Source organism: Glycomyces tritici, from assembly GCF_030403505.1.
In genome coordinates, this window is sequence record NZ_JAUEMJ010000010.1 from 60,738 (window position 1) to 79,188 (window position 18,451).

At 71.3% G+C, this 18,451-nt stretch carries 19 protein-coding genes; 8 read left to right on the plus strand and 11 right to left on the minus strand.

Annotation, left to right across the window (positions count from 1 at the left end):
- Positions 1–12: 12 nt before the first annotated feature.
- From QWI33_RS24330 to QWI33_RS24370, 9 genes are all read right to left on the minus strand, one after another.
- The gene (locus QWI33_RS24330; RefSeq protein WP_289957850.1) at positions 13–1,263 is read right to left on the minus strand and encodes a serine hydrolase domain-containing protein; all 1,251 of its coding nucleotides are present in this window, start codon (positions 1,261–1,263) and stop codon (positions 13–15) included.
- Between the two features lie 118 nt (positions 1,264–1,381).
- A complete protein-coding gene (locus tag QWI33_RS24335; protein WP_270116170.1) occupies positions 1,382–1,819 on the minus strand; it encodes a DUF2550 domain-containing protein in 438 nt (145 codons plus the stop codon).
- A 2-nt stretch (positions 1,820–1,821) separates the two neighbouring features.
- Positions 1,822–2,103 carry a F0F1 ATP synthase subunit epsilon gene (locus QWI33_RS24340; protein WP_289957849.1) on the minus strand — a complete coding sequence of 94 codons (282 nt, stop codon included), beginning with the start codon at positions 2,101–2,103 and terminating at the stop codon, positions 1,822–1,824.
- 164 nt (positions 2,104–2,267) lie between these two features.
- Positions 2,268–2,945 carry a Crp/Fnr family transcriptional regulator gene (locus QWI33_RS24345; protein WP_026924818.1) on the minus strand — a complete coding sequence of 226 codons (678 nt, stop codon included), beginning with the start codon at positions 2,943–2,945 and terminating at the stop codon, positions 2,268–2,270.
- Positions 2,946–3,249: 304 nt separating this feature from the next.
- Positions 3,250–4,446: a MarP family serine protease gene (locus QWI33_RS24350; RefSeq protein WP_289957848.1), complete on the minus strand. Its 1,197-nt coding sequence runs from the start codon at positions 4,444–4,446 to the stop codon at positions 3,250–3,252.
- Between the two features lie 11 nt (positions 4,447–4,457).
- On the minus strand, positions 4,458–5,111 hold the full coding sequence (locus QWI33_RS24355) for an NUDIX hydrolase (protein WP_289957847.1): 654 nt from the start codon (positions 5,109–5,111) through the stop codon (positions 4,458–4,460).
- Complete coding sequence (locus QWI33_RS24360) at positions 5,108–5,668, minus strand: TlpA family protein disulfide reductase (RefSeq protein WP_289957846.1); 561 nt, start codon at positions 5,666–5,668, stop codon at positions 5,108–5,110. The genes QWI33_RS24355 and QWI33_RS24360 overlap by 4 nt, the downstream gene beginning before the upstream one ends.
- Positions 5,665–6,429 (minus strand): endonuclease III, encoded by a 765-nt coding sequence (gene nth / locus QWI33_RS24365; RefSeq protein ID WP_289957845.1) that lies wholly within the window; start codon positions 6,427–6,429, stop codon positions 5,665–5,667. The genes QWI33_RS24360 and nth overlap by 4 nt, the downstream gene beginning before the upstream one ends.
- Positions 6,426–7,523 (minus strand): S8 family serine peptidase, encoded by a 1,098-nt coding sequence (locus QWI33_RS24370; protein WP_289957844.1) that lies wholly within the window; start codon positions 7,521–7,523, stop codon positions 6,426–6,428. The genes nth and QWI33_RS24370 overlap by 4 nt, the downstream gene beginning before the upstream one ends.
- 282 nt (positions 7,524–7,805) lie before the next feature.
- Between QWI33_RS24370 and QWI33_RS24375 the strand changes: the two genes are divergently transcribed.
- The 5 genes from QWI33_RS24375 to QWI33_RS24395 all read left to right on the plus strand — a co-directional run bounded on the left by QWI33_RS24375 (position 7,806) and on the right by QWI33_RS24395 (position 13,933).
- On the plus strand, positions 7,806–10,241 hold the full coding sequence (locus QWI33_RS24375; RefSeq protein ID WP_289957843.1) for an SseB family protein: 2,436 nt from the start codon (positions 7,806–7,808) through the stop codon (positions 10,239–10,241).
- Positions 10,238–10,603: a UCP033725 family protein gene (locus QWI33_RS24380; RefSeq protein WP_344473611.1), complete on the plus strand. Its 366-nt coding sequence runs from the start codon at positions 10,238–10,240 to the stop codon at positions 10,601–10,603. Before QWI33_RS24375 ends, QWI33_RS24380 begins: the two co-directional genes overlap by 4 nt.
- A gap of 278 nt (positions 10,604–10,881) precedes the next feature.
- Positions 10,882–12,036, plus strand: coding sequence for a Gfo/Idh/MocA family protein (locus QWI33_RS24385; protein WP_289957842.1), 1,155 nt, complete (start codon positions 10,882–10,884; stop codon positions 12,034–12,036).
- Positions 12,033–13,124, plus strand: a complete 1,092-nt coding sequence (locus QWI33_RS24390) for a dihydrodipicolinate synthase family protein (RefSeq protein ID WP_289957841.1) — start codon at positions 12,033–12,035, stop codon at positions 13,122–13,124. Before QWI33_RS24385 ends, QWI33_RS24390 begins: the two co-directional genes overlap by 4 nt.
- A 5-nt stretch (positions 13,125–13,129) precedes the next feature.
- Entirely contained in the window at positions 13,130–13,933 is an 804-nt protein-coding gene (locus tag QWI33_RS24395) for a sugar phosphate isomerase/epimerase family protein (RefSeq protein ID WP_353895481.1), read from the plus strand.
- A gap of 145 nt (positions 13,934–14,078) precedes the next feature.
- Here QWI33_RS24395 and QWI33_RS24400 read toward each other — a convergent pair whose 3' ends face one another.
- A complete protein-coding gene (locus QWI33_RS24400) occupies positions 14,079–14,753 on the minus strand; it encodes a class F sortase (protein ID WP_289957838.1) in 675 nt (224 codons plus the stop codon).
- A gap of 79 nt (positions 14,754–14,832) precedes the next feature.
- Complete coding sequence (locus tag QWI33_RS24405) at positions 14,833–15,309, minus strand: hypothetical protein (protein WP_289957836.1); 477 nt, start codon at positions 15,307–15,309, stop codon at positions 14,833–14,835.
- Positions 15,310–15,732: 423 nt separating this feature from the next.
- Here QWI33_RS24405 and QWI33_RS24410 point away from each other — a divergent pair, with 423 nt between their 5' ends.
- The 3 genes from QWI33_RS24410 to QWI33_RS24420 are packed head-to-tail and all read left to right on the plus strand — an operon-like array spanning position 15,733 to position 18,405.
- A complete protein-coding gene (locus tag QWI33_RS24410; protein ID WP_289957834.1) occupies positions 15,733–16,194 on the plus strand; it encodes a 4Fe-4S binding protein in 462 nt (153 codons plus the stop codon).
- Entirely contained in the window at positions 16,191–16,736 is a 546-nt protein-coding gene (locus QWI33_RS24415) for an NADH-quinone oxidoreductase subunit J family protein (RefSeq protein ID WP_289957833.1), read from the plus strand. Before QWI33_RS24410 ends, QWI33_RS24415 begins: the two co-directional genes overlap by 4 nt.
- Before the next feature lie 10 nt (positions 16,737–16,746).
- On the plus strand, positions 16,747–18,405 hold the full coding sequence (locus QWI33_RS24420; RefSeq protein ID WP_289957832.1) for a DUF885 domain-containing protein: 1,659 nt from the start codon (positions 16,747–16,749) through the stop codon (positions 18,403–18,405).
- The last annotated feature ends 46 nt before the right edge of the window (positions 18,406–18,451 follow it).

Here is an 18,451-nt window from a genome sequence, read left to right on the forward strand (position 1 = left end):
TCTCGCGTCGGGTCAGCCGAGGAGCAGCAGGTCTTCGACGGCCGGGATCAGCGGCGCGGCCTGGGCCCGCTGGTCCGCGCCGGCGGGCATGTCGCCGATGTCGGCGCCGCAGAGGCCGGCGATGAGCAGGGCGCTGAGGGCCCAGTTCAGTTCGGCCGGGTCGGCGGCGCCGTGCCGGTCGTCGATGTTCCAGGTGAACGTCGCCTGCCGTTCCCCGTCGGCGGAGTGGAACGAGTAGGTCTGGTGGCCGAGGCCGCCGCCGGTGTGGCCGAGGAAGACCTCCTGCTCGGACGCGCCGGGGCAGGTGAGCGGGAGCCCGATGAGGCCGAGGCCGTAGACGGTGCCGTCACCGGTCTCGACGTACTGGCTCATCTCGGCCAGTGCGGCGTCGTCCAGGAGGGTGCCGTCGGTGAGGGCGTCGTAGAAGTCGTTGACGTCCTCCATGGTGGACATGACGCCGCCCGCGGCCCAGAACTGGTTGTTGGAGAGCTTCGTGGTGTCGAAGTAGGGGTGTCGCGGGTCGCCGGTGGTCAGGTACGGGACCGGGTTCGCGCCGCGGATGCCGGAGGTGTCGTCCTTCGGGAGGTACGTGTCGTCCAGGTCGGCGGGGTCGAAGACCCGGTCGTCGAGGACCTCGTGGAGGTCGTCGCCGGTGAGCTCCTCGATGAGGAGGCCGAGCGCGATGTACCCGGTGTTGGAGTACGACCAGTTCGTGCCGGGTTCGAACAGCAGCGGGTCCTGGGTGCCGATCTCGACGAGTTCCTCTGGGCTGTAATGGGTCCGGTAGTTCGCGTAGAAGTCGGCGGGGTCGCCTTCCCACAGCGAGACGTACAGGTAGTAGAAGTACTCGAACATGCCGCTGGTGTGCTGCATGACCTGCCGGACCGTGGGCTCCTGCTCGTAGGGGAGGAGGCCGGGGAGGTAGTCGCTGAGGGGCCGGTCGAGGTCGACGTCGCCTTCGTCCTGGAGCTGGAGGAGCACGGTCGCGACCATGGACTTGGTGAGGCTGGCGATGCGGACGCGGTCGTCCTCGTCGACCTGCCCGCCGCCGCCGTCGATGCGGCGGGTGCCGGCGGTCTCGGCCCAGGTGTCGTCGCCGAGGCGGACTTCGGCGGTGACGGAGTGGTCGGCGACGTCGTGGAGCGCTTCGAGCTTCCGGTCGAGCAGGTCCTCATCGAGGCCGGTGGGTGCGGCGCCCGCGGCGCCGGGGGTGGCGATGATCGCGAGCGCGAGTGCGCCCGCCAGGGGGAGGTGAGTGCGCATGCCGCCACGGTATCGGCCCGAATCGGGCGGGTCCACCCCGAAACGGCTGAAGTTCGCATGGGCCGCAAGGAGGACGCGACGGCGAAGCGCCTCCTCCGTTGTGGGGAGGAGGCGCGGGTCAGTCGCGGCCCGAGTAGAACTCCGCCCCTGGTGGGGCGGCCTCGAGCCAGGAGAGGAAGCCGGTGACGGCCGAGGTGGTCATCGCGAGCTCCACTTCGCCTGTGGCGCTCTTGCATCGCAGGATCGCGACTTCGGGGGGGAAGATCTGGGCTTCGGGCCCGACCGGCTTGCGGCGCTCGGAGACCTGGACGTCGTGGCGCAGGAGCGAGTAGCGGGGGCCGAACGCGAGGGAGAACATCCGGTACCAGCGGAGCGTGCCGCTCTCGTAGACGGCGAAGCCGGGGGCCCAGCCGCGCCCCTCCATGTGCCGGGAGAGCCTGGCCGCCATGGCGACCGAGCCCGAGCGGGACAGGAAGGAGCGGCGGACGTAGGTCAGCACCAAGAACACCGCGACGGCCGCCGCCAGTGCGGCGACGACGAGCAGTGCCTTCAGCATGACTATGCCGAAGCGGGGGCGACCGCCTCGGCGGTCTCGGCGAGGATGGTGACCCCGTCGGTGGTCACCGACAGGAAGCCGCCCTCGATCTGCCAGGCCAGTTCGCCGCCGTCGACCGGCTGCACCCTCACGGTGCTGTCGACCCGCAGCTCGCCCAGCAGGGGTTGGTGGTTCGGGAGGATTCCCAGTTCGCCTTCAGTGGTGCGCGCGTACACGGCCTTGGCCGCTCCGGACCACACTTTCGAGTCGACTGCTACGACTTCGACGTTCAGTTGCCCTGCCACAACGCTCCTTCAGCAGACTCCGGGATGGTTACCGGAAGTCTAGACGGACGCGGGTGCGAACGTCGAATCGCCCAAGGGCGGGGGACGGGGTGATCACCGGCACTGACCGGGGAATGAAGAAGGCCCCCGGCGATGCCGGGGGCCTGCAAGTTCACACGTGAGCGTTACACGCGGGCGCGCCGAGCCAACCGCTCGGGGTCCATGATGATGACGCTCTTGCCGTCCAGGCGCAGCCAGCCGCGGCCGGCGAAGTCGGCGAGGGCCTTGTTCACGGTCTCGCGGGAGGCGCCGACCAGCTGGGCGAGCTCCTCCTGCGTCAGGTCGTGGGTGACGCGCAGGACGCCGCCGTCGCGGGTGCCGAAGCGGCTCGCCATGTGCAGGAGGGCCTTCGCGACACGACCGGGGACGTCGGTGAAGATGAGGTCCGCCATCGAGTCGTTCGTGCGACGCAGCCGGCGTGCTATCACGCGCAGCAGCTGCTCGGCGATCTCGGGCCGGTTGGCCAGCCAAGGGCGCAGCGCCGTCTTCGACAGGCGGGCCATGCGGGTGTCGGTCAGAGCGGTGGCGGTGGCGGTGCGGGGACCGGGGTCGAACAGCGCGAGCTCGCCGACCATGTCGGACGGGCCCATGACCGCGATCAGGTTCTGGCGGCCGTCGGCAGAGCGACGCCCCAGCTTCACCTTCCCGGACATGACGATGTAGAGACTGTCACCCGGCTCGTTCTCGGTGAAGACGGTCTGGCCCTTGTTGACGTCGACGTACTCCATCTCTTTGATGAGCGACTCGACAGCTTCGGGATCTACGCCCTTGAACAGGGCGGCCCTGGCCAATACATCTTCCATGTCCGTTCGCACCTTTCTTCAACGCACCGCTAGTGCAAGTACTGAGTCTATGCCTCTTGTCCGCATTGCGGGAGCGAGACCCCCGTAAATCCACATGCGCACGTAGACGCCGGAATCGACATTCGTATCCGAATGAATGCGTTCCGTCGGTTCCGAGCGTCACCGCGAGAGACTCACCACGCCGTCTCAGCAGGGTGTACGTTCCGGAAAACGGAAAGCGTCGACAGCGACCGGTACAGCCTACCTGCAATGTGACGCCACGCCCAGTATCAGGCAATGGCGTATTCCCACAGGAACCCACAGATCACGTACAAGATCCGGTGCCGACGGGGCCCGAAGCGGTGCGCCCCGCGTCCAGGACAGGCGCGGACTCGTCCATGGTGAGCGCGTATCCGGTCTCCGGGTCGTCGATGGCGGCGGCGAAGATGACTCCGATCACCTCGCCGTGCGGGTTGAGCAGGGGGCCGCCGGAATTGCCGCCGATGATCCGCGCGTAGAGCTGGTAGACCTCGCGGGTGACCGTGCCGTCGTCGTAGATGTCGGGGCCGGTGACGATGCGCGCCTCGCGGATGCGGGCGGCGGTCGCGGTGTAGGGGCCGCCGCCGGGGTAGCCGAGGACGATCGCGTCGTCGCCGGAGGCGGCGGTGTCGGACTGGAGCGGGAGCGGTGCGGCGTCGAGGTCGGGGACGCTGAGGATCGCGAGGTCCTTCTCGGGCTCGAACACGATGACCTCGGCGTCGTACAGGTCGCCGTCGGATTCGACCTGCACCTGCTCGGTGCCGGCGACGACGTGCGCGTTCGTGGCCACGAGGCCGTCGGCGTAGACGAAGCTGGAGCCCTCGATCTGGCGGTCGCAGGAGGGGGCCGAGCCGTGGACCTTGAGGACCGAGTCCTCGGCGTTGACGACCACGCTGGAGGCGGCGAGCTCGGGGTCGGGCGGGTCGACGTCGCGGGCCTCGGTCGGGTCGAGCCCGGAGAACACGTCCGGCATCCCGGAGGTGTTGAGCGATTCGCGCATCGACTCGTAGACGCCCTTGACCGCCTCGGGCATGTGCTCGTCGATGCCGGTGAGGAGGCTCGAGTTGCGGACGGCGGAGGCGACCGCGGGCATCGAGGAGTTCGCGAGCGGCGCGGCCGCGACCCAGGTGACCAGGAGCACCGCGGCGACGGAGACGAGCGGGCCCGCGAGGTGGTCGAGGCGCTTGGAGCCGTCCCGGCGCAGCCGCCGGCGGAGCTTGTACCCGATGGAGGTGGCGATGGCCATGCCGCCCAAGGCGAGTGCGAAGACGACCAGGAGCGAGGCGATGAGCTTCGCGAGCGCCTCGGTGTAGAAGTCGGCGGCGAACGGCGCGAGCTGCGTGCCGAGGATCGCTCCGCCGAGGAAGCCGAAGAACGTGGTCGCGGAGGCGATGAAGCCCTCGCGGTAGCCGTTGATGGCGAACAGGAGCGCCAGCAGCACGATCACGACGTCGACGAGGAGTCCGGCAGTGGTCGGCTCCATGCGCCCTCCGTTCAGTGCCGTTCGAGCTCCATCGTCCGTTCGGCGTCCCAGGGGCGGGCCCAGCCGCCCAGGTCCAGCAGCCACGACAGTACCCCGGCGGTGAAGCCCCAAATCAAGGGCACGCCTTCGATCTCGAAGCCGGGGCCGCTGCGGCCGGACGGGAATCTGACGGTGCCACGGGAGGCCGGGTCGGCCAGGAGCGGCAGCGGCACCTGGTGCGCGGCGGCCACTTCGGAGGCCGCCTGCGGCGCGACGAGGTGCGGGCGCTTCCACAGGGCCAGCACGGGCGTGACCGCGAAGCCGGACACCGGGATCCACAGTTTCGGGAGCGACCGGCCGACGGACACCGATGCCGGGTCGACCGCGAGCTCTTCGGCGGCCTCGCGCAGCGCGGTCGCCGCGGCGTCGGCGTCACCGGGTTCGGTGCCGCCGCCGGGGAACGCGACCTCGCCCGGGTGGTGGCGCAGGGTCGCGGCGCGCTGCTGCAGGAGCACCGAGGGGCCCTCGTCGCCGTCCTTGAGCAGCACCAGGACCGAAGCGGTCCGGGCGTCGGCCTCCTCGTACGGCTGCAGGTGATCGGCGATCACCCGCATGACCGAGGGCGGCTCGGCCTCGGCCGCGGCCTTCAGCAGCGGCGGCCACCAGTCGGGGCGGGGATCGCTCATGAAAGCTCCAGACCGAACGCCGACTCGGCGGTCTCGACCATCGACTCGGTGGTGACGCCCGGTTCGGCCACGAGCGCGGCCACGGTGCCGTCCGTGCGCACGTAGGCCATGCCCGGCAGGCCCGGCACACCGAGCCCGATCCGCACGGCCTCATCGGGATCGAACACCGAAGGGAAGGTCATCCCGAACCCCTCGGCGAACGAGCGCCCGACGTCCCGCGCATCGGCCGTGTCCACCCCCAGCACGTCGACCTGGTCGCCGTACGCCTGGTAGAACGCCTCGACCTCCGGCGCCTCCGCCTGGCACGGCCCGCACCAGCTCGCCCACAGGACCACGACCATCGGCTTCCCGCCGGGGCCGACCGACGTCGCCGCCTCGTCGCCGAGGCAGTCCAGCTCCAGGTCGCCGACCCCCTCGATCGGCGCCGAACCGGAGGCGCAGGCGACCGACCAGGTCGGCTCGCCCTCGTCGGGGACCGAGACGCCCGGCTCCGGGGACTCGCTCGTGCAGGCCGCCAAGAAGCAGAGTGCGGCGGCAGCCGTCAGGACCCGCTTCACGCGCTCACCGCGTTCTCGACGCCCGCGAGACGAATCAGCTCGTCGACGTTGTCGCCCTTGAGGAGTTTCGCCGCCTCGGCCGGGTCCGTGGGGCCCTCGCCGTACGACGGGCACTGCTTCGCGAGCGTGCACGCCCCGCACGCGGGCTTGCGCGCGATGCAGACGCGGCGGCCGTGGAAGATGATCCGGTGCGAGAACATCGTCCACTCTCGGTGGTCGATGAGCTTCTGCAACTCGAACTCGAGCTTCACCGGGTCCTTGCCCGCGACCAGTCCGAGCCGGTTCGTGATCCGGATCATGTGCGTGTCCACGGTGATCCCCGGAACGCCGAACGCGTTGCCGCGGATGACGTTCGCCGTCTTGCGGCCGATGCCCGGCAGCTTCACCAGGGACTCCATGTCCTCCGGGAGCCTCCCGCCGTGATGCTCGACCAGGGCCTTCCCCAGGCCCATGATCGACTTCGCCTTGTTGCGGTAGAAACCCGTGGGCCGGATGATCGCCTCGACCTCTTCGGGATTCGCCTCCGCGTAGTCCTCCGCGGAGCGGTACTTCTTGAACAGCGCCGGCGTCGTCAGGTTGACCCGCACGTCCGTGCACTGCGCCGACAGGATCGTCGCCACCGCCAGCTCCAGCGGATTCGTGTAGTCCAGCTCGCAATGCGCGTCCGGGTGGGCCGCAGCGAGGAGGCGGTCGATGACGCGGGCCCGGCGCTTCTTGGCCAGCTCGCTTTCAGTGCCCTTCCGGGCGTCGGCGGCGGTCACCCCGCCATCGTACGCGGGCGCCCGGGCAGCCGACCGCCTCGCCGCACGCCGCGCCCGCCCCGCAGCACCAGCGCGGACACCCCGATCAGGCCGCCCCCGGCCGCCGTCGCCGCCGCACTCCACACCGGTGAGATCCCGGCCTCGACCGGCGCCGCCGCCCGCGGCAGCACCTCCGCCGCCACCGCCGCGGCCACGTCCACGATCCCCTCGCCCAGGCCCGGCCCGCCCGCGGACGCCGTCTCCGTGAGCGCCCGCCGCACCTGGTCGGCGCTCCACTCCGGATGCGCCGAACGCACCACCGCCGCCGCCCCCGACACCACCGCCGAAGCGAACGAGGTCCCCGTCACCGTCTTGTACCCGCCGCCCGGTTTCGCCGCGTGCAGATCCACGCCCGGCGCCGCCAGGTCCGTCTCCCCGCCCGTGACCGCCGTCCGCCACCGGTCGCCGTGCTGGTCCGAGCCCGTCACCGCCAGCACGTCCGAGACCCGCGCCGGGAACCACACGTCCTCGTCCGGCGCGTCCTCGTGCTGGTTCCCCGTGCACGCCACGATCAGCACGTCATGCCGCTCCGCGTACGCGATCGCCTCCGCGAACGGCGGCGAGTCGTAATGGCCCCCCAGGGACAGGTTCACGATGTCCGCACCGTTGTCGACCGCCCACTCGACCGCCGCGCCCACCATCGCCGAATCGTGGTACCGGTTCTCGTCGTCCAGGACCCGCACCGGCAGGATCGCCGCGTCCGGGGCGATCCCCGGGTGCCGCGACTCCGCGCTCCCCGCGATCAGCCCCGCCACGGCCGTACCGTGCCCCACCGGGTCGGCCTGCCCGAACGCCCGCTCGTACACCGGCCCCGGATCCGACCCGAACGCCAGCAGCCGCGGCTCCGCACCCGGGTCGATGTCGACATAACTGCGGCCGGGGAGCACCGCCCCCTCCAGGGCCGGGTGATCCGCGTCCACACCCGAGTCGATCACCGCCACTGTGACCCCCTCGCCCGTCGCCACCGGCCAGGCCTCCGGGGCCCGCACCGCGGAGAGGTGCCAGGCGCCGGGCGCGGACGCCCGGCCCGTGTGCGCGGAGAGCAAGAGCGCCAACAGCGTCGAGCACAGACAGGCGAGAACGAAGCGTGCAGAGCGGTCTCCCATGAGAACCGGATCGTTACACAGCGACAGGCCCACAGCGTGGGAATGACACACGTTCTCCTTTATGAATTCGTTATTCTCGCCCTACTGACGGAAACTTGACAGCGCCCTCGCGTTACGGTGACGATCGCGAGGGGACGCCGCGTTCGCTCGACATGCACGGCGAAGCTTGCGAGCCGCAACCGTGCACCGCCCCATCCAAGACCGGTAGGGGGGAAGGGCTGAGTGGGATCGATGTGGGAACCCAGTAACGAGATCGAGCACCGCCTCCGCGAGGCGCTGCGGGCCGAGGACCAGGACGGATACTTCCGCATCCTGGCGCAGATCGAACTCGTCCTTCCATTGTCCTATGAGGACTCGAACGGGTCCGGCGCCGACACCTGGGCCACCTGGACCACCGACGACCGCACCCACATCCTCGCCTTCACCTCCGAAACCGCCCTCCAGACGTGCCTGCGCGACAACGCCGGCGCCTCCCGCCGCGTCTCCTTCGCCGCGCTGGCCGAGGCCTGGCCCGACGAGGAGTGGTGGCTCGCCGTCAACCCCGGCCTGCCGATCGAGGGCTACCTCCCGGCCTGGTTCGTCACCCAGGTCGCCCAGGGCATGACCACGGTCCCGGCCGAGTCCGCCCCTGAACCCGCCGCCGACCCGTACGGCGACACCTATTCCTCTGGCGCGCAAGCGTCGCCGTTCGCGGCCGCGCAGTCGGACCCGTTCGCGAACCCGATGGCGCCCGCCCCCGAGCCGCGCCGCGAGAGCTTCATGCCCCCGGCCCCGCCGGTGCCCGACGTGCCGCCCGCCCCGCGGCGCTCCTCGGACCTGAACGGCACCGCGCAGCAGCAGTCCACCGTCGGCGGCACCACCCCCGCGGGCCTGCCGCTGCGCCAGCCGCCGCGCGACGAGACCCCTGAACCCGACGGGTTCAACGGGCACGCCTTCGCGTCCCAGCCGCCGCCCGAGCCCGAGCAGTCCCAGCCCCGCTCGCAGGGGTTCGGCTCCCAGCCGCGCGGCACCGGATCGCAGCCGCGCGAGTTCGGCTCCCAGCCGCAGGGCTTCGGGTCGCAGCCCCAGGGCTTCGGCTCCCAGCCGCAGCACCACTCGCAGCCGCCGGCCGTGCCGACCCCGCAGGCGTTCCCCGGCGACTCGCAGTGGCCGAGCCAGCCGAACCCGCAGGACCAGTGGCCCGACGCGCCCGACTGGCTCCGCGATCAGCAGCCCGACCCGTCGACGCTGCCGACCCGCGCACCGGCCCCGCCGCACGCCGCGCCCACCCCGTACCCGGCCGGCGAGTCCTTCGGCGGCGCCGCCGCGTTCGGCGCCCCGACCCCGGCCGCGCCGCAACAGGCGTACCAGGGCGGCGGCGCCTTCGGCAACGACCCGTTCGACGCCGACGCGCGCTCCGCCGAATCGTTCGCGTCCATGTCGAGCGCGTTCGGCCGGCGCCCCGCCGACGAACCGCAGCCGAGCGTCCAGACGCAGGACCAGGGGCAGCCGACCGAGCTCACCGGCGACGAGGCCGAGCCGCTGCTCGCCGAGGCCGCCTCCTCCGGCGACACCGCAGCGTTCCTCCAGACCCTCCTGTGCGCCAGCGTGATCCTGCCGATCGGCGACCCCGAGGCCGCGCACCTGCGCGTCGGCGACCCGGCGTTCCGGTGGGCCAGCGACATCGTCGACGGCATCATCGGCATCACCGTCTACACCACGATCGAGCGCATGGCCGAGCGCGCCGGCGAGGACACCCCGCACACGGTCGTCCCGTTCGGCTGGCTCATCCAGCACTGGCCCGCGCAGGACTACGCGCTGTACGTCAACCCCGGGACCTCCGTGGGCGCCAACATGAGCGGCCCCGAGATCGAACCGCTCATCAAGTGGGCCGAGGCGAAGGACCTGCTCGCGTTCGCGACCGAGATGGAGAAGCGCCAGGCCGCGGCCGCGCGCGCCGAATCGCCGTCGCACAAGGTCCAGCCGATCCTGTGGCAGAAGACCATCCCGCACCAGCAGGTGCCGTTCTACCTCGACCGCGGCTACGACCGCGTCGGCGGCTTCGTGCACCCGGCCGAGGCCGTGGACCACCTGCGCACGCCCGCGCAGCTGTACCTGGCGCTGGGGCTCATCCGCCTGAACGAGGAGTTCAGCCCCGCCGACGACTCGGTGCACGTGCTCCGCTGGATCGGCTACCGCACGGACCTCTACCCGACCGCCTTGGGCGGCAACGACTACGCGACGGCCGAAGCGCGCGGCGGCACCGTCGTCGAGCCCGGCCCGTTCCGCGGCGACGGGTTCGCGCCCTCCGAGGGCGACGAGCGCATCCCCGAGCACAAGGTCGACTCGGTGCGCCTCCCGCACGGCGCGAAGATCCTCCGGATCGACTCCCGCGGCGAGGTCACCGAACTGGCGTTCTACGACGCCGACACCCGCGAGTGGACGCCGATCGACGGCGCCTACGCGAAGGGCCCCGCGGCCATCGAGGCCCCGCCGACGCCGGCGCTGCCCGCCGCGCCGGCCGTGCCCGCGCCGAGCGGCCCGATGGGCGAGGCGTACGGGTACGACTCCGCGTTGGGCGAGGCCTGGGGCGACGCCGACGGCCACTACGACCTCGTGCGGCCCAAGCCCGAGGAGCGGGCCGCGCACGTGCTCGACACCCGCGACCGCGAATGGAAGGACGCCTGATGCGCGACGGCTACATCGCCCGCTGGAAGGGCGCCGAATACGACTCGAGCCCCGACGGCGCCCACGTGCGGCTGTACTCGCCCACGGGCGGCGACGGGTTCGTCGAGGTCGCCGACGGCCGGTTCCGGCGCGGCGTGCCGATCGGCGAGCTCGAGGACTTCTTCTACGTGCGCACCGTCGCCACCTGGCGCGGCGAGCCGTTCCTGGTGCTCGGCGCGTCGGGGGAGTGGCTGCGGCTGGAGTACCGCGGCGGCCGCAGCGACGTGGCCCGCTCGCTCGGGCTCGAGCCGTACGACAACGGCGTGTACCAGATCTGGGCGCCCGCCGAGGAAGTCACCGACATCAGCGAGCAGTACCTCTAAGACCTACTGGCGAGCCCCGGCCGACCGGCCGGGGCTTTCCGCGTGCCCGGGCGAATCCGCTGGGCTCGACCGTGAGGCGAAAGTGTCAGGAGACCGCTTTCACATGGATGCCGTTTGATGTATAGTTCAGGAAAATAAGAAAGCGTTTGCCTCCGTCTTCGGCGGCGCGTGCGAGCCGTAGATCTCGCGCAGTCCGCGGCGAATCCGCGGCCGTGCCTCCGCGTCCGGCCGGCAAGCGCTTCCGCAGCCATGTTCGGCAAGGTCTGGAGCACATCCCTATGGCAGAGAGAATCACCGTCGGCATCGCCCTCAACGGGGTGACCGGGCGCATGGGCTACCGGCAGCACCTCGTGCGCTCACTCCTCGCCATCCGCGAGCAGGGCGGCGTGGAGCGCGCCGACGGCAGCGTGATCTGGCCCGAGCTCACCCTGGTCGGCCGCAGCGCCGACAAGCTCGCCGAGATCGCCGGCCGCCACGGCCTCGACAAGTACACGACCAGCCTGGACGAGGCCCTCGGCGACGACAAGATCGACGTCTACTTCGACGCCCTCACCACCCAGCACCGCCTCGCCGCCGTCAACTCGGCCATCAAGGCCGGCAAGCACGTGTACACCGAGAAGCCCATCGCCACGAACCTCGACGACGCCCTCTCCCTGGCCCGCGCCGCGCGCGACGCCGGCGTCAAGAACGGCGCGGTCGCCGACAAGCTGTACCTCCCCGGCCTGCGCAAGCTCAAGCGCCTGGTCGACTCCGGCTTCTTCGGCCGGGTCCTCTCCGTCCGCGGCGAGTTCGGCTACTGGGTCTTCGAAGGCGACTGGCAGGAGGCCCAGCGGCCCTCCTGGAACTACCGCGCCGAAGACGGCGGCGGCATGGTCCTCGACATGTTCCCCCACTGGTCCTACGTCTTCGAGGAGACGTTCGCCAAGGTCAAGTCCGTCTCCGCCCACGTCACCACCCACATCCCCGAGCGCTTCGACGAGCACGGCAAGGCCTACGCCGCCACCGCCGACGACGCGGCGTACGCGGTCTTCGAACTCCAGGACGGCACCGTCGTCCAGATGAACTCCTCCTGGGCCACCCGCGTCGACCGCGAGGAGCTCGTCGAGTTCCACGTCGACGGCACCGAGGGCTCCGCGATCGCCGGCCTGCGCAAGGCCCGCGCCCAGCACCGCGTCCACACCCCCAAGCCCGTCTGGAACCCCGACATCGACCAGCCGATCCCGTTCCGGCAGCAGTGGCACGAGGTCCCCGACAACGAGGTCTTCGACAACGGCTTCAAGATCCAGTGGGAGGAGTTCCTGCGGCACGTCGTGGACGACGAGCCGTGGCACCACGACTTCCTCGCCGCCGCCCGCGGCGTGCAGCTGGCCGAGGCCGGCTACCGGTCCGCCCGCGAAGGCCGCCGCATCGAGCTGGAGGACCTGGTCCTGTGACCCGCAAGTTCACCTCACGCGTCATCTACTCCGCGGCCCACGTGGTCGCGGACCCCTTGGCGGACAACGGCCCCGGCCGCCCCGCCCAGGTCGACTGGGACGCCACCATCGCCTACCGCCGGCACCTGTGGGACCTCGGCCTCGGCATCGCCGACGCCATGGACACCGCCCAGCGCGGCATGGGCCTGGACTGGGAGGCCACCAAGCAGCTCATCCGCCGCTCCGCCGAAGCGGCCGGCCCGGACGACCTCCTCGCCTGCGGCGTCGGCACCGACCAGCTCGGCGCCGCACCGACCACCATGGACGAGATCCGCGCGACCTACCTCGAGCAGCTCGGCGTGGTCGAGGACGCCGGCGCGGGCACGATCCTCATGTGCTCCAGGGCCCTCGCCGCGAGTGCGAAGAGCGCCGACGACTACAAGGCGCTCTACGCCGAGCTCCTCTCGGAGGTCAGCGGCAAGGCGATCCTGCACTGGCTCGGCCCGATGTTCGACCCGTCGCTCGAAGGCTACTGGGGCTCCTCGGACCTCGAGGCCGCCGCGGACACGTTCATCGAGATCATCACCGAGAACGCGGCGAAGATCGACGGCATCAAGATGAGCCTCCTCGACGCCGAAGCCGAGATCGCGGTGCGCCGCAGGCTCCCCGAAGGGGTCCGCTGCTACACCGGCGACGACTTCAACTACCCGCGCCTCATCGCCGGCGACGAGTTCGGGCACTCCGACGCGCTCTTGGGCATCTTCGACCCGCTCGCGCCGCTCGCGTCCAAGGCCGTGCAGCGCTTGGACGAAGGCGACATCGCCGGCTTCCACGCGATCCTGGACCCCACGGTCCCGCTGGCGCGCAAGGTCTTCGAGGTTCCCACGTTCAACTACAAGACCGGCGTCGTGTTCCTGGCCTGGCTCTCGGGCCACCAGGACCACTTCAGGATGGTCGGCGGACTGGAATCGGCCCGGTCGATCACGCACCTCGGTGAGATCGTCGACCTCGCCCTCGAAGTGCACCTCTTCCCCGACGAAGCGCTCGCCGTCGACCGCTTCAACGCCCTGCTCAAGGTCGCGGGCCAGCCGAAGCGGACGCTCGCATGAGCATCATGGAGCGGTTCTCCTTCAACCACGCCACCGCGAAGTTCTGGGACCAGCGCGAGGCCGTCGAGGCCTGCGCGCGCACCGGCTCCGGGATCGGCCTGTGGCGCGAACCGGTGCAGGAGATGGGCGTCGAGGCGAGCGCGAAGCTCGTCGAGGACTTCGGCGTCGCCGTCACGAGCCTGTGCCGGGCCGGGTTCTTCACCGACCCGACCGAGGCCGCCCTCGAGGACAACCGCAAGGCGATCGACGAGGCCGCCGCCATCGGCGCGCCGACGCTCGTGCTCGTCTCGGGCCCGATCCAGCCGGGCGGCACCATCGACAGCGCCCGCGAGGGCGTCAAGACCGCACTCGCCGAGCTCGCGCCGTACGCGCTCGAGCAGGGCGTGACGCTCGCGATCGAGCCGCTGCACCCCATGTTCGCCTCCGACCGGTGCGTGGTGACCACGCTCAAGGAGTCGCTCGACCTGGCCGCGCCGTTCGACCCGGCCGCCGTCGGCGTCGTGGTCGACACGTACCACCTCTGGTGGGACCCGGAGGTGTGGAACGGGATCGAGCGGGCCGGCGCCGAAGGGCGCATCGCCTCGTTCCAGCTCGCCGACTGGGTCACCCCGCTCCCGGCGGGGGTCCTCACCGGGCGCGGGCAGCTCGGGGACGGCTGCATCGAGATGCGCCGGTACCTGGACGCGGTGGACGCGACCGGGTTCGACGGCCCGATCGAGGTCGAGCTGTTCAACGACGCGCTCTGGGCCCGCCCGGGCGCGGAGGTCTTCGAAGAGACCAGGGCCGCTTTCGAGCGGGTCCTGACATAGGCGCCGCGGGCGCGGACCGGCAGGTTGGACTGGCCGGACCCCGCGCCCGCGGACGACCCCCCCGGAATGCCGCGGGGGCGGGACCGGTTGGGGTCAAGACCCCGGTCCCGCCCCCGCGGTCGGTTTTTCCAAGCCGTGCGGAGGTTCAGTCGTTGAAGTGGTCGCGGCCGTTGAGGAGGCGCTCGCGGTCCTTTTCGGTGGCGTCGCGGTGGCCGGTGTAGCTCGCGAAGACCACCAGGTTCTCGGTGTAGTCGCCGGTCTCGCGGTCGAAGGCGCCGCCGCAGGTGATCAGGCGCAGGGCCGGCTCGGGCTCGATGCCGAAGACCTCTTCGTACGGCAGGCGCCGCTTCGCGTAGGACTCGATCGCGGTCACCTTGAAGGCGACGACGATCCCGTCCTCCCGGGTGACCTCGATGCGGTCGCCCTTGTCGACTTCTCTGAGCGGGAAGAACACTGCGGGGCCGGAGCGCTCGGTGTCCACGTGCCCTATGAGGACCGTGGGCCCGAACTCGCCGGGCGTGGGACCGGCCTCGAACCAGCCCGCCTCGTGGGGGCGCCACATGCGGGGGACCTCGAAGTTCCCCTCGTAGTCGAGGCCGAGCGCGGTGAGCGGGGCGTGGACGCCGACCGCGTCGATGTCGACGCGGGTCGGCTCCGAGCGGTCGAGCCAGGTGCCGCCCGCGGGGTCGGCGACGGCGAACGGGTCGTCGTGGAACGGGCTCCCGAACTGCGGCATCCGCAGCGAGGGCACCGGGACGACGCTGCCGAGCATGAGCCCGAGGCCCCCGGCGAGCACGAACGAGAGGATGACAGCGGCCACCGGCCGGAACGCGGGTTCCGGCCGGTGGCAGGGTCTTGCGGTTTCAGGTCGTTCCTCGGGCGACGCGTCGCCCGCCGGTTCAGACGGCAGTGACATTGCTGCGGCGCTTGAGCACCCAGAGCCCCGCGGCGGCGATCAGCACCGCGGCGGCGCCCGTCCACAGGACCGCCGTGGCCGCATCGGAGGCCGTCGAGCCGCCGCCGGTGGCGGCGCCAGTCCCCGAAGTCACCGTGAACTTCGTCGAGGCGGTGTCGGAGCCGCAGGTCACCGTCACGGTGTACGTGCCGGGCTTCATCTTCTCCGTGACGGTGAAGCTGCCCTGCGCGTTGTTGTTGTTCTTCGGCAGTTTGAAGCTGGTGTCGGTGTTCTCGACATCGCCCGTCGCGTCCATGTCGCAGTTCGCGGCCAGCACGTCCACCCGGGTGCCGACGGCGCCCGCCGTCGGCGAGAGCGTGACGGTGATGGCCGCGTTCGCAGGAACGGCGCTGGTCAGCACGAGTGCGACGCTGAGGCTCAGCGCGGCGAGCATCCCTCGGATGGGCTGCGTCATTCGCATGGGCACGGTTCCTCCCGAACGGCGCCGGGTCGCGCCCGGCACGTGACGTGTCAATGGCTCACGGTAACGGCTCTTGTGGACGCAGCAGGCGGTTTCAAGGGAAAACCGGCACTACCGGACACGCCTGCGGAGTCGGGAATCGGACAAGCTGCTCCGCGAAGCGGACGGGCAACTCAGTCGCGAAGCGGACGAGCAACTCAGTCGCGAAGCGGACCGGCAACCCAGTCGCGAAGCGGAGGGACAACCCGGCTGCGAAGCGGACCGGCACCTCAGCGGAGCGGACCGGCAATGCCGCCGCGGAGAGGACCGGCGACCGAGCTGCGATGAAGACGGGCGGCCCAGCTGCGAAGCGGACGGGCAATTAAGCCGCGCTTCGCGGCTGCAGGTCTGGAATTAAGCGGCGGCGTCTGCCACGATGAGGGCATGAGGCTTCCCGGGAGCGGTCTGGTCAGCGGTCTCGCCGCGACCGCGCGCACCGCCGCGCGCCGCACGGTCACCAGCCAGTACCCCGAGAACGAACCGGTACTGCCCGAGCGCACCCGGGGCGTGATCGCCCTGCACGAACCGAACTGCACCTCCTGCATGCTGTGCGCCCGCGAATGCCCCGACTGGTGCATCTACATCGACTCGCACAAGGAGACCGTCGAGGTCGAAGGCGCCGCCCGGCCGCGGCAGGTGAACGTCCTCGACCGCTTCGACATCGACTTCTCGCTGTGCATGTACTGCGGGATCTGCGTCGACGTGTGCCCCTTCGACGCCCTCTTCTGGGCCCCCGACTTCGCCTACGCCGAAGGCGACATCCGCAACCTGCTCCACGACAAGGAGCACCTGGGGGAGTGGATGGGCACCGTCCCGGACGCCGCGAAGCCGGACGGTGTCGAGTGACGCTCGCCGACGTCCTGCTCCTGGCGTTCGGGCTCCTCGCGCTCGGTGCCGCGCTCGCCGTCGTGACCACGAAGCGGATCGTGCGGGCCGGACTGTGGCTCGCGGTCGCGTTCGCCGGGATCGCGGGGGCCGCGCTCGTGCTCACCGCCGAGTTCCTCGCGTGGGTGCTCGTCCTCGTCTACGTCGGCGCGATCGTGGTGCTGCTGCTCTTCGCGACCATGCTCACCAGGGCCCCGACCGATCCGGCCGACGACCTCGACCGGGCGAGGCTGCCCGGCGCGCTCATCGCCGGCGGGGTCGGGCTCGGCCTCGCGGCCGTCGTCACCGGCGCCTTCGGCTGGACCAGGGCCGGGACCGCCGACCGCGAGAGCGGCGGGGCCGCCGTCATGGGCGAAGCGGTCTTCGCCGACTGGGTGCTGCCGTTCGAAGTGCTGTCGCTCCTGCTGCTCGCGGCCCTGGTCGGAGCGGTCGTCGTCTCGACCCGGAGCAGCGGCGCCACCGAGCAACAATCACGTAACGAAGGTTTACTAGCCGCGCGGTAAGCTGGCGGCCATGACCTCACCGATATTCGCACTGGCCGACGAGTACATCACCGCGTTCGCCCGGCTGCACCCCATGTTCGCCGGGTCGGCCGGCATCAAGGGCGACTTCGGCGTCGCCACCGATTTCGGCCCCGAGGCCGTCGCCGAGCGGGCCGAGCTCGACCGCGACACGCTCGCGAAGCTCAACGCGCTCACCTCGACCGGCCCCGCCGACGACCTCGCCCGCCTCCACATGGCCGAGCGCCTCGACGTGAGCGTCGCCCAGCACGAGGCCGGCGAATGGCGCCGCGCCCTGCGCGTGCCCTACGGCATGCTCCAGAGCCTGGTGAGCTATGTGGACCTGACGCCGCGCCGCACCGAGAACGACTGGCGGCTCAACGCCTCGCGGATGCGCGCCATCCCCCAGATGCTCACGACCTGGCGTCAGACCCTCGAGGCCGGGATCGCGGCGGGCCAGACCGTCGCACTCCTCCAGGTCACCGAAGGCGCGAAGCAGGCCCGCCGCAACGCCGAGTCGCGCACCTTCGACAAGCACCTCGCCGCGTACGGCGACGGCCCCCAGGCCCGCGACCTGCGCGAGGCCGCCGAAGCCGCCTACCAGGCGTTCAACGGCATCGCCGACTTCCTGGAGCGCACCTACGCCCCGCACGCCGCCGCGAGCGACGGCGTGGGCGAGGAGCGGTACCTCCTCGCGGCCCGCTCCACCCTCGGCGCGGTCCTCGACCCCCGCGAGGCCTACGACTGGGCCTGGGACGAACTGCACCGCATCGAGGACGAGATGATCGCCGAGGCCGCGGGCATCGCCGCCGCGCACCGGCTCTCCGGCGCCGGGCTCGACGAGGTCATCGCCCACCTCGACGCCACCCAGGCCGTCGACACCCACGAGGCGTACCTGGCCTGGCTCACCGAGAAGCACCAGAGCGCCCTCGAAGCGCTCAACGGCGTCCACTTCGACATCGACCCGCGCCTGATGAACCTCGACGTTCAGATCGTGCACGGCTCCTCCGCCGGCTCGGCCTACTACACCGGCCCCAGCGAGGACCTCTCCCGGCCGGGCCGCACCTGGTGGCCCGTCGCCGAACGCGAGACGTTCCGCACCTGGGGCGAGCTGACCACGGTCTTCCACGAGGGCGTGCCCGGCCACCACCTCCAGATCGGCCAGACCAAGGTCACCGGCGACGGCCTCTCCCGCTTCGCGAAGGTCTTCGGCTCCGTCTCCGGCCACGCCGAGGGCTGGGCCCTGTACGCCGAGCGGCTCTCCGACGAGCTCGGCTGGTTCGCCGACACCGGCACCCGCCTCGGGATGCTCAAGGGCTCGGCCCTGCGGGCCGCCCGCGTCGTGATCGACATCGGCTGGCACCTCGACCTGCCGCTGCCCGCCGCCGAGGCCAAGCTCCACGGCGAGCGCTGGAACTTCGACGTCGCGCTCGACGTGCTCAAGACCCGCGGCCGCATCGCCGAGCACCGCGCCTACCCGGAGATCGTCCGCTACGCGGGCTGGCCCGGCCAGGCCATCTGCTACAAGCTCGGCGAACGCGCCTGGGTCGACGCCCGCGCCGAGGCCCAGGCCGCCGCCGGAGCGGCCTTCGACCTGAAGGCCTGGCACACCAGGGCCCTCAACCTCGGCCCGATCGGCCTCGACAACCTCGCCTCGGTGCTGCGCGGGTAGTCGGTATCCACGCATGAGCAACGGGCCCGAGGCGAAAGCCTCGGGC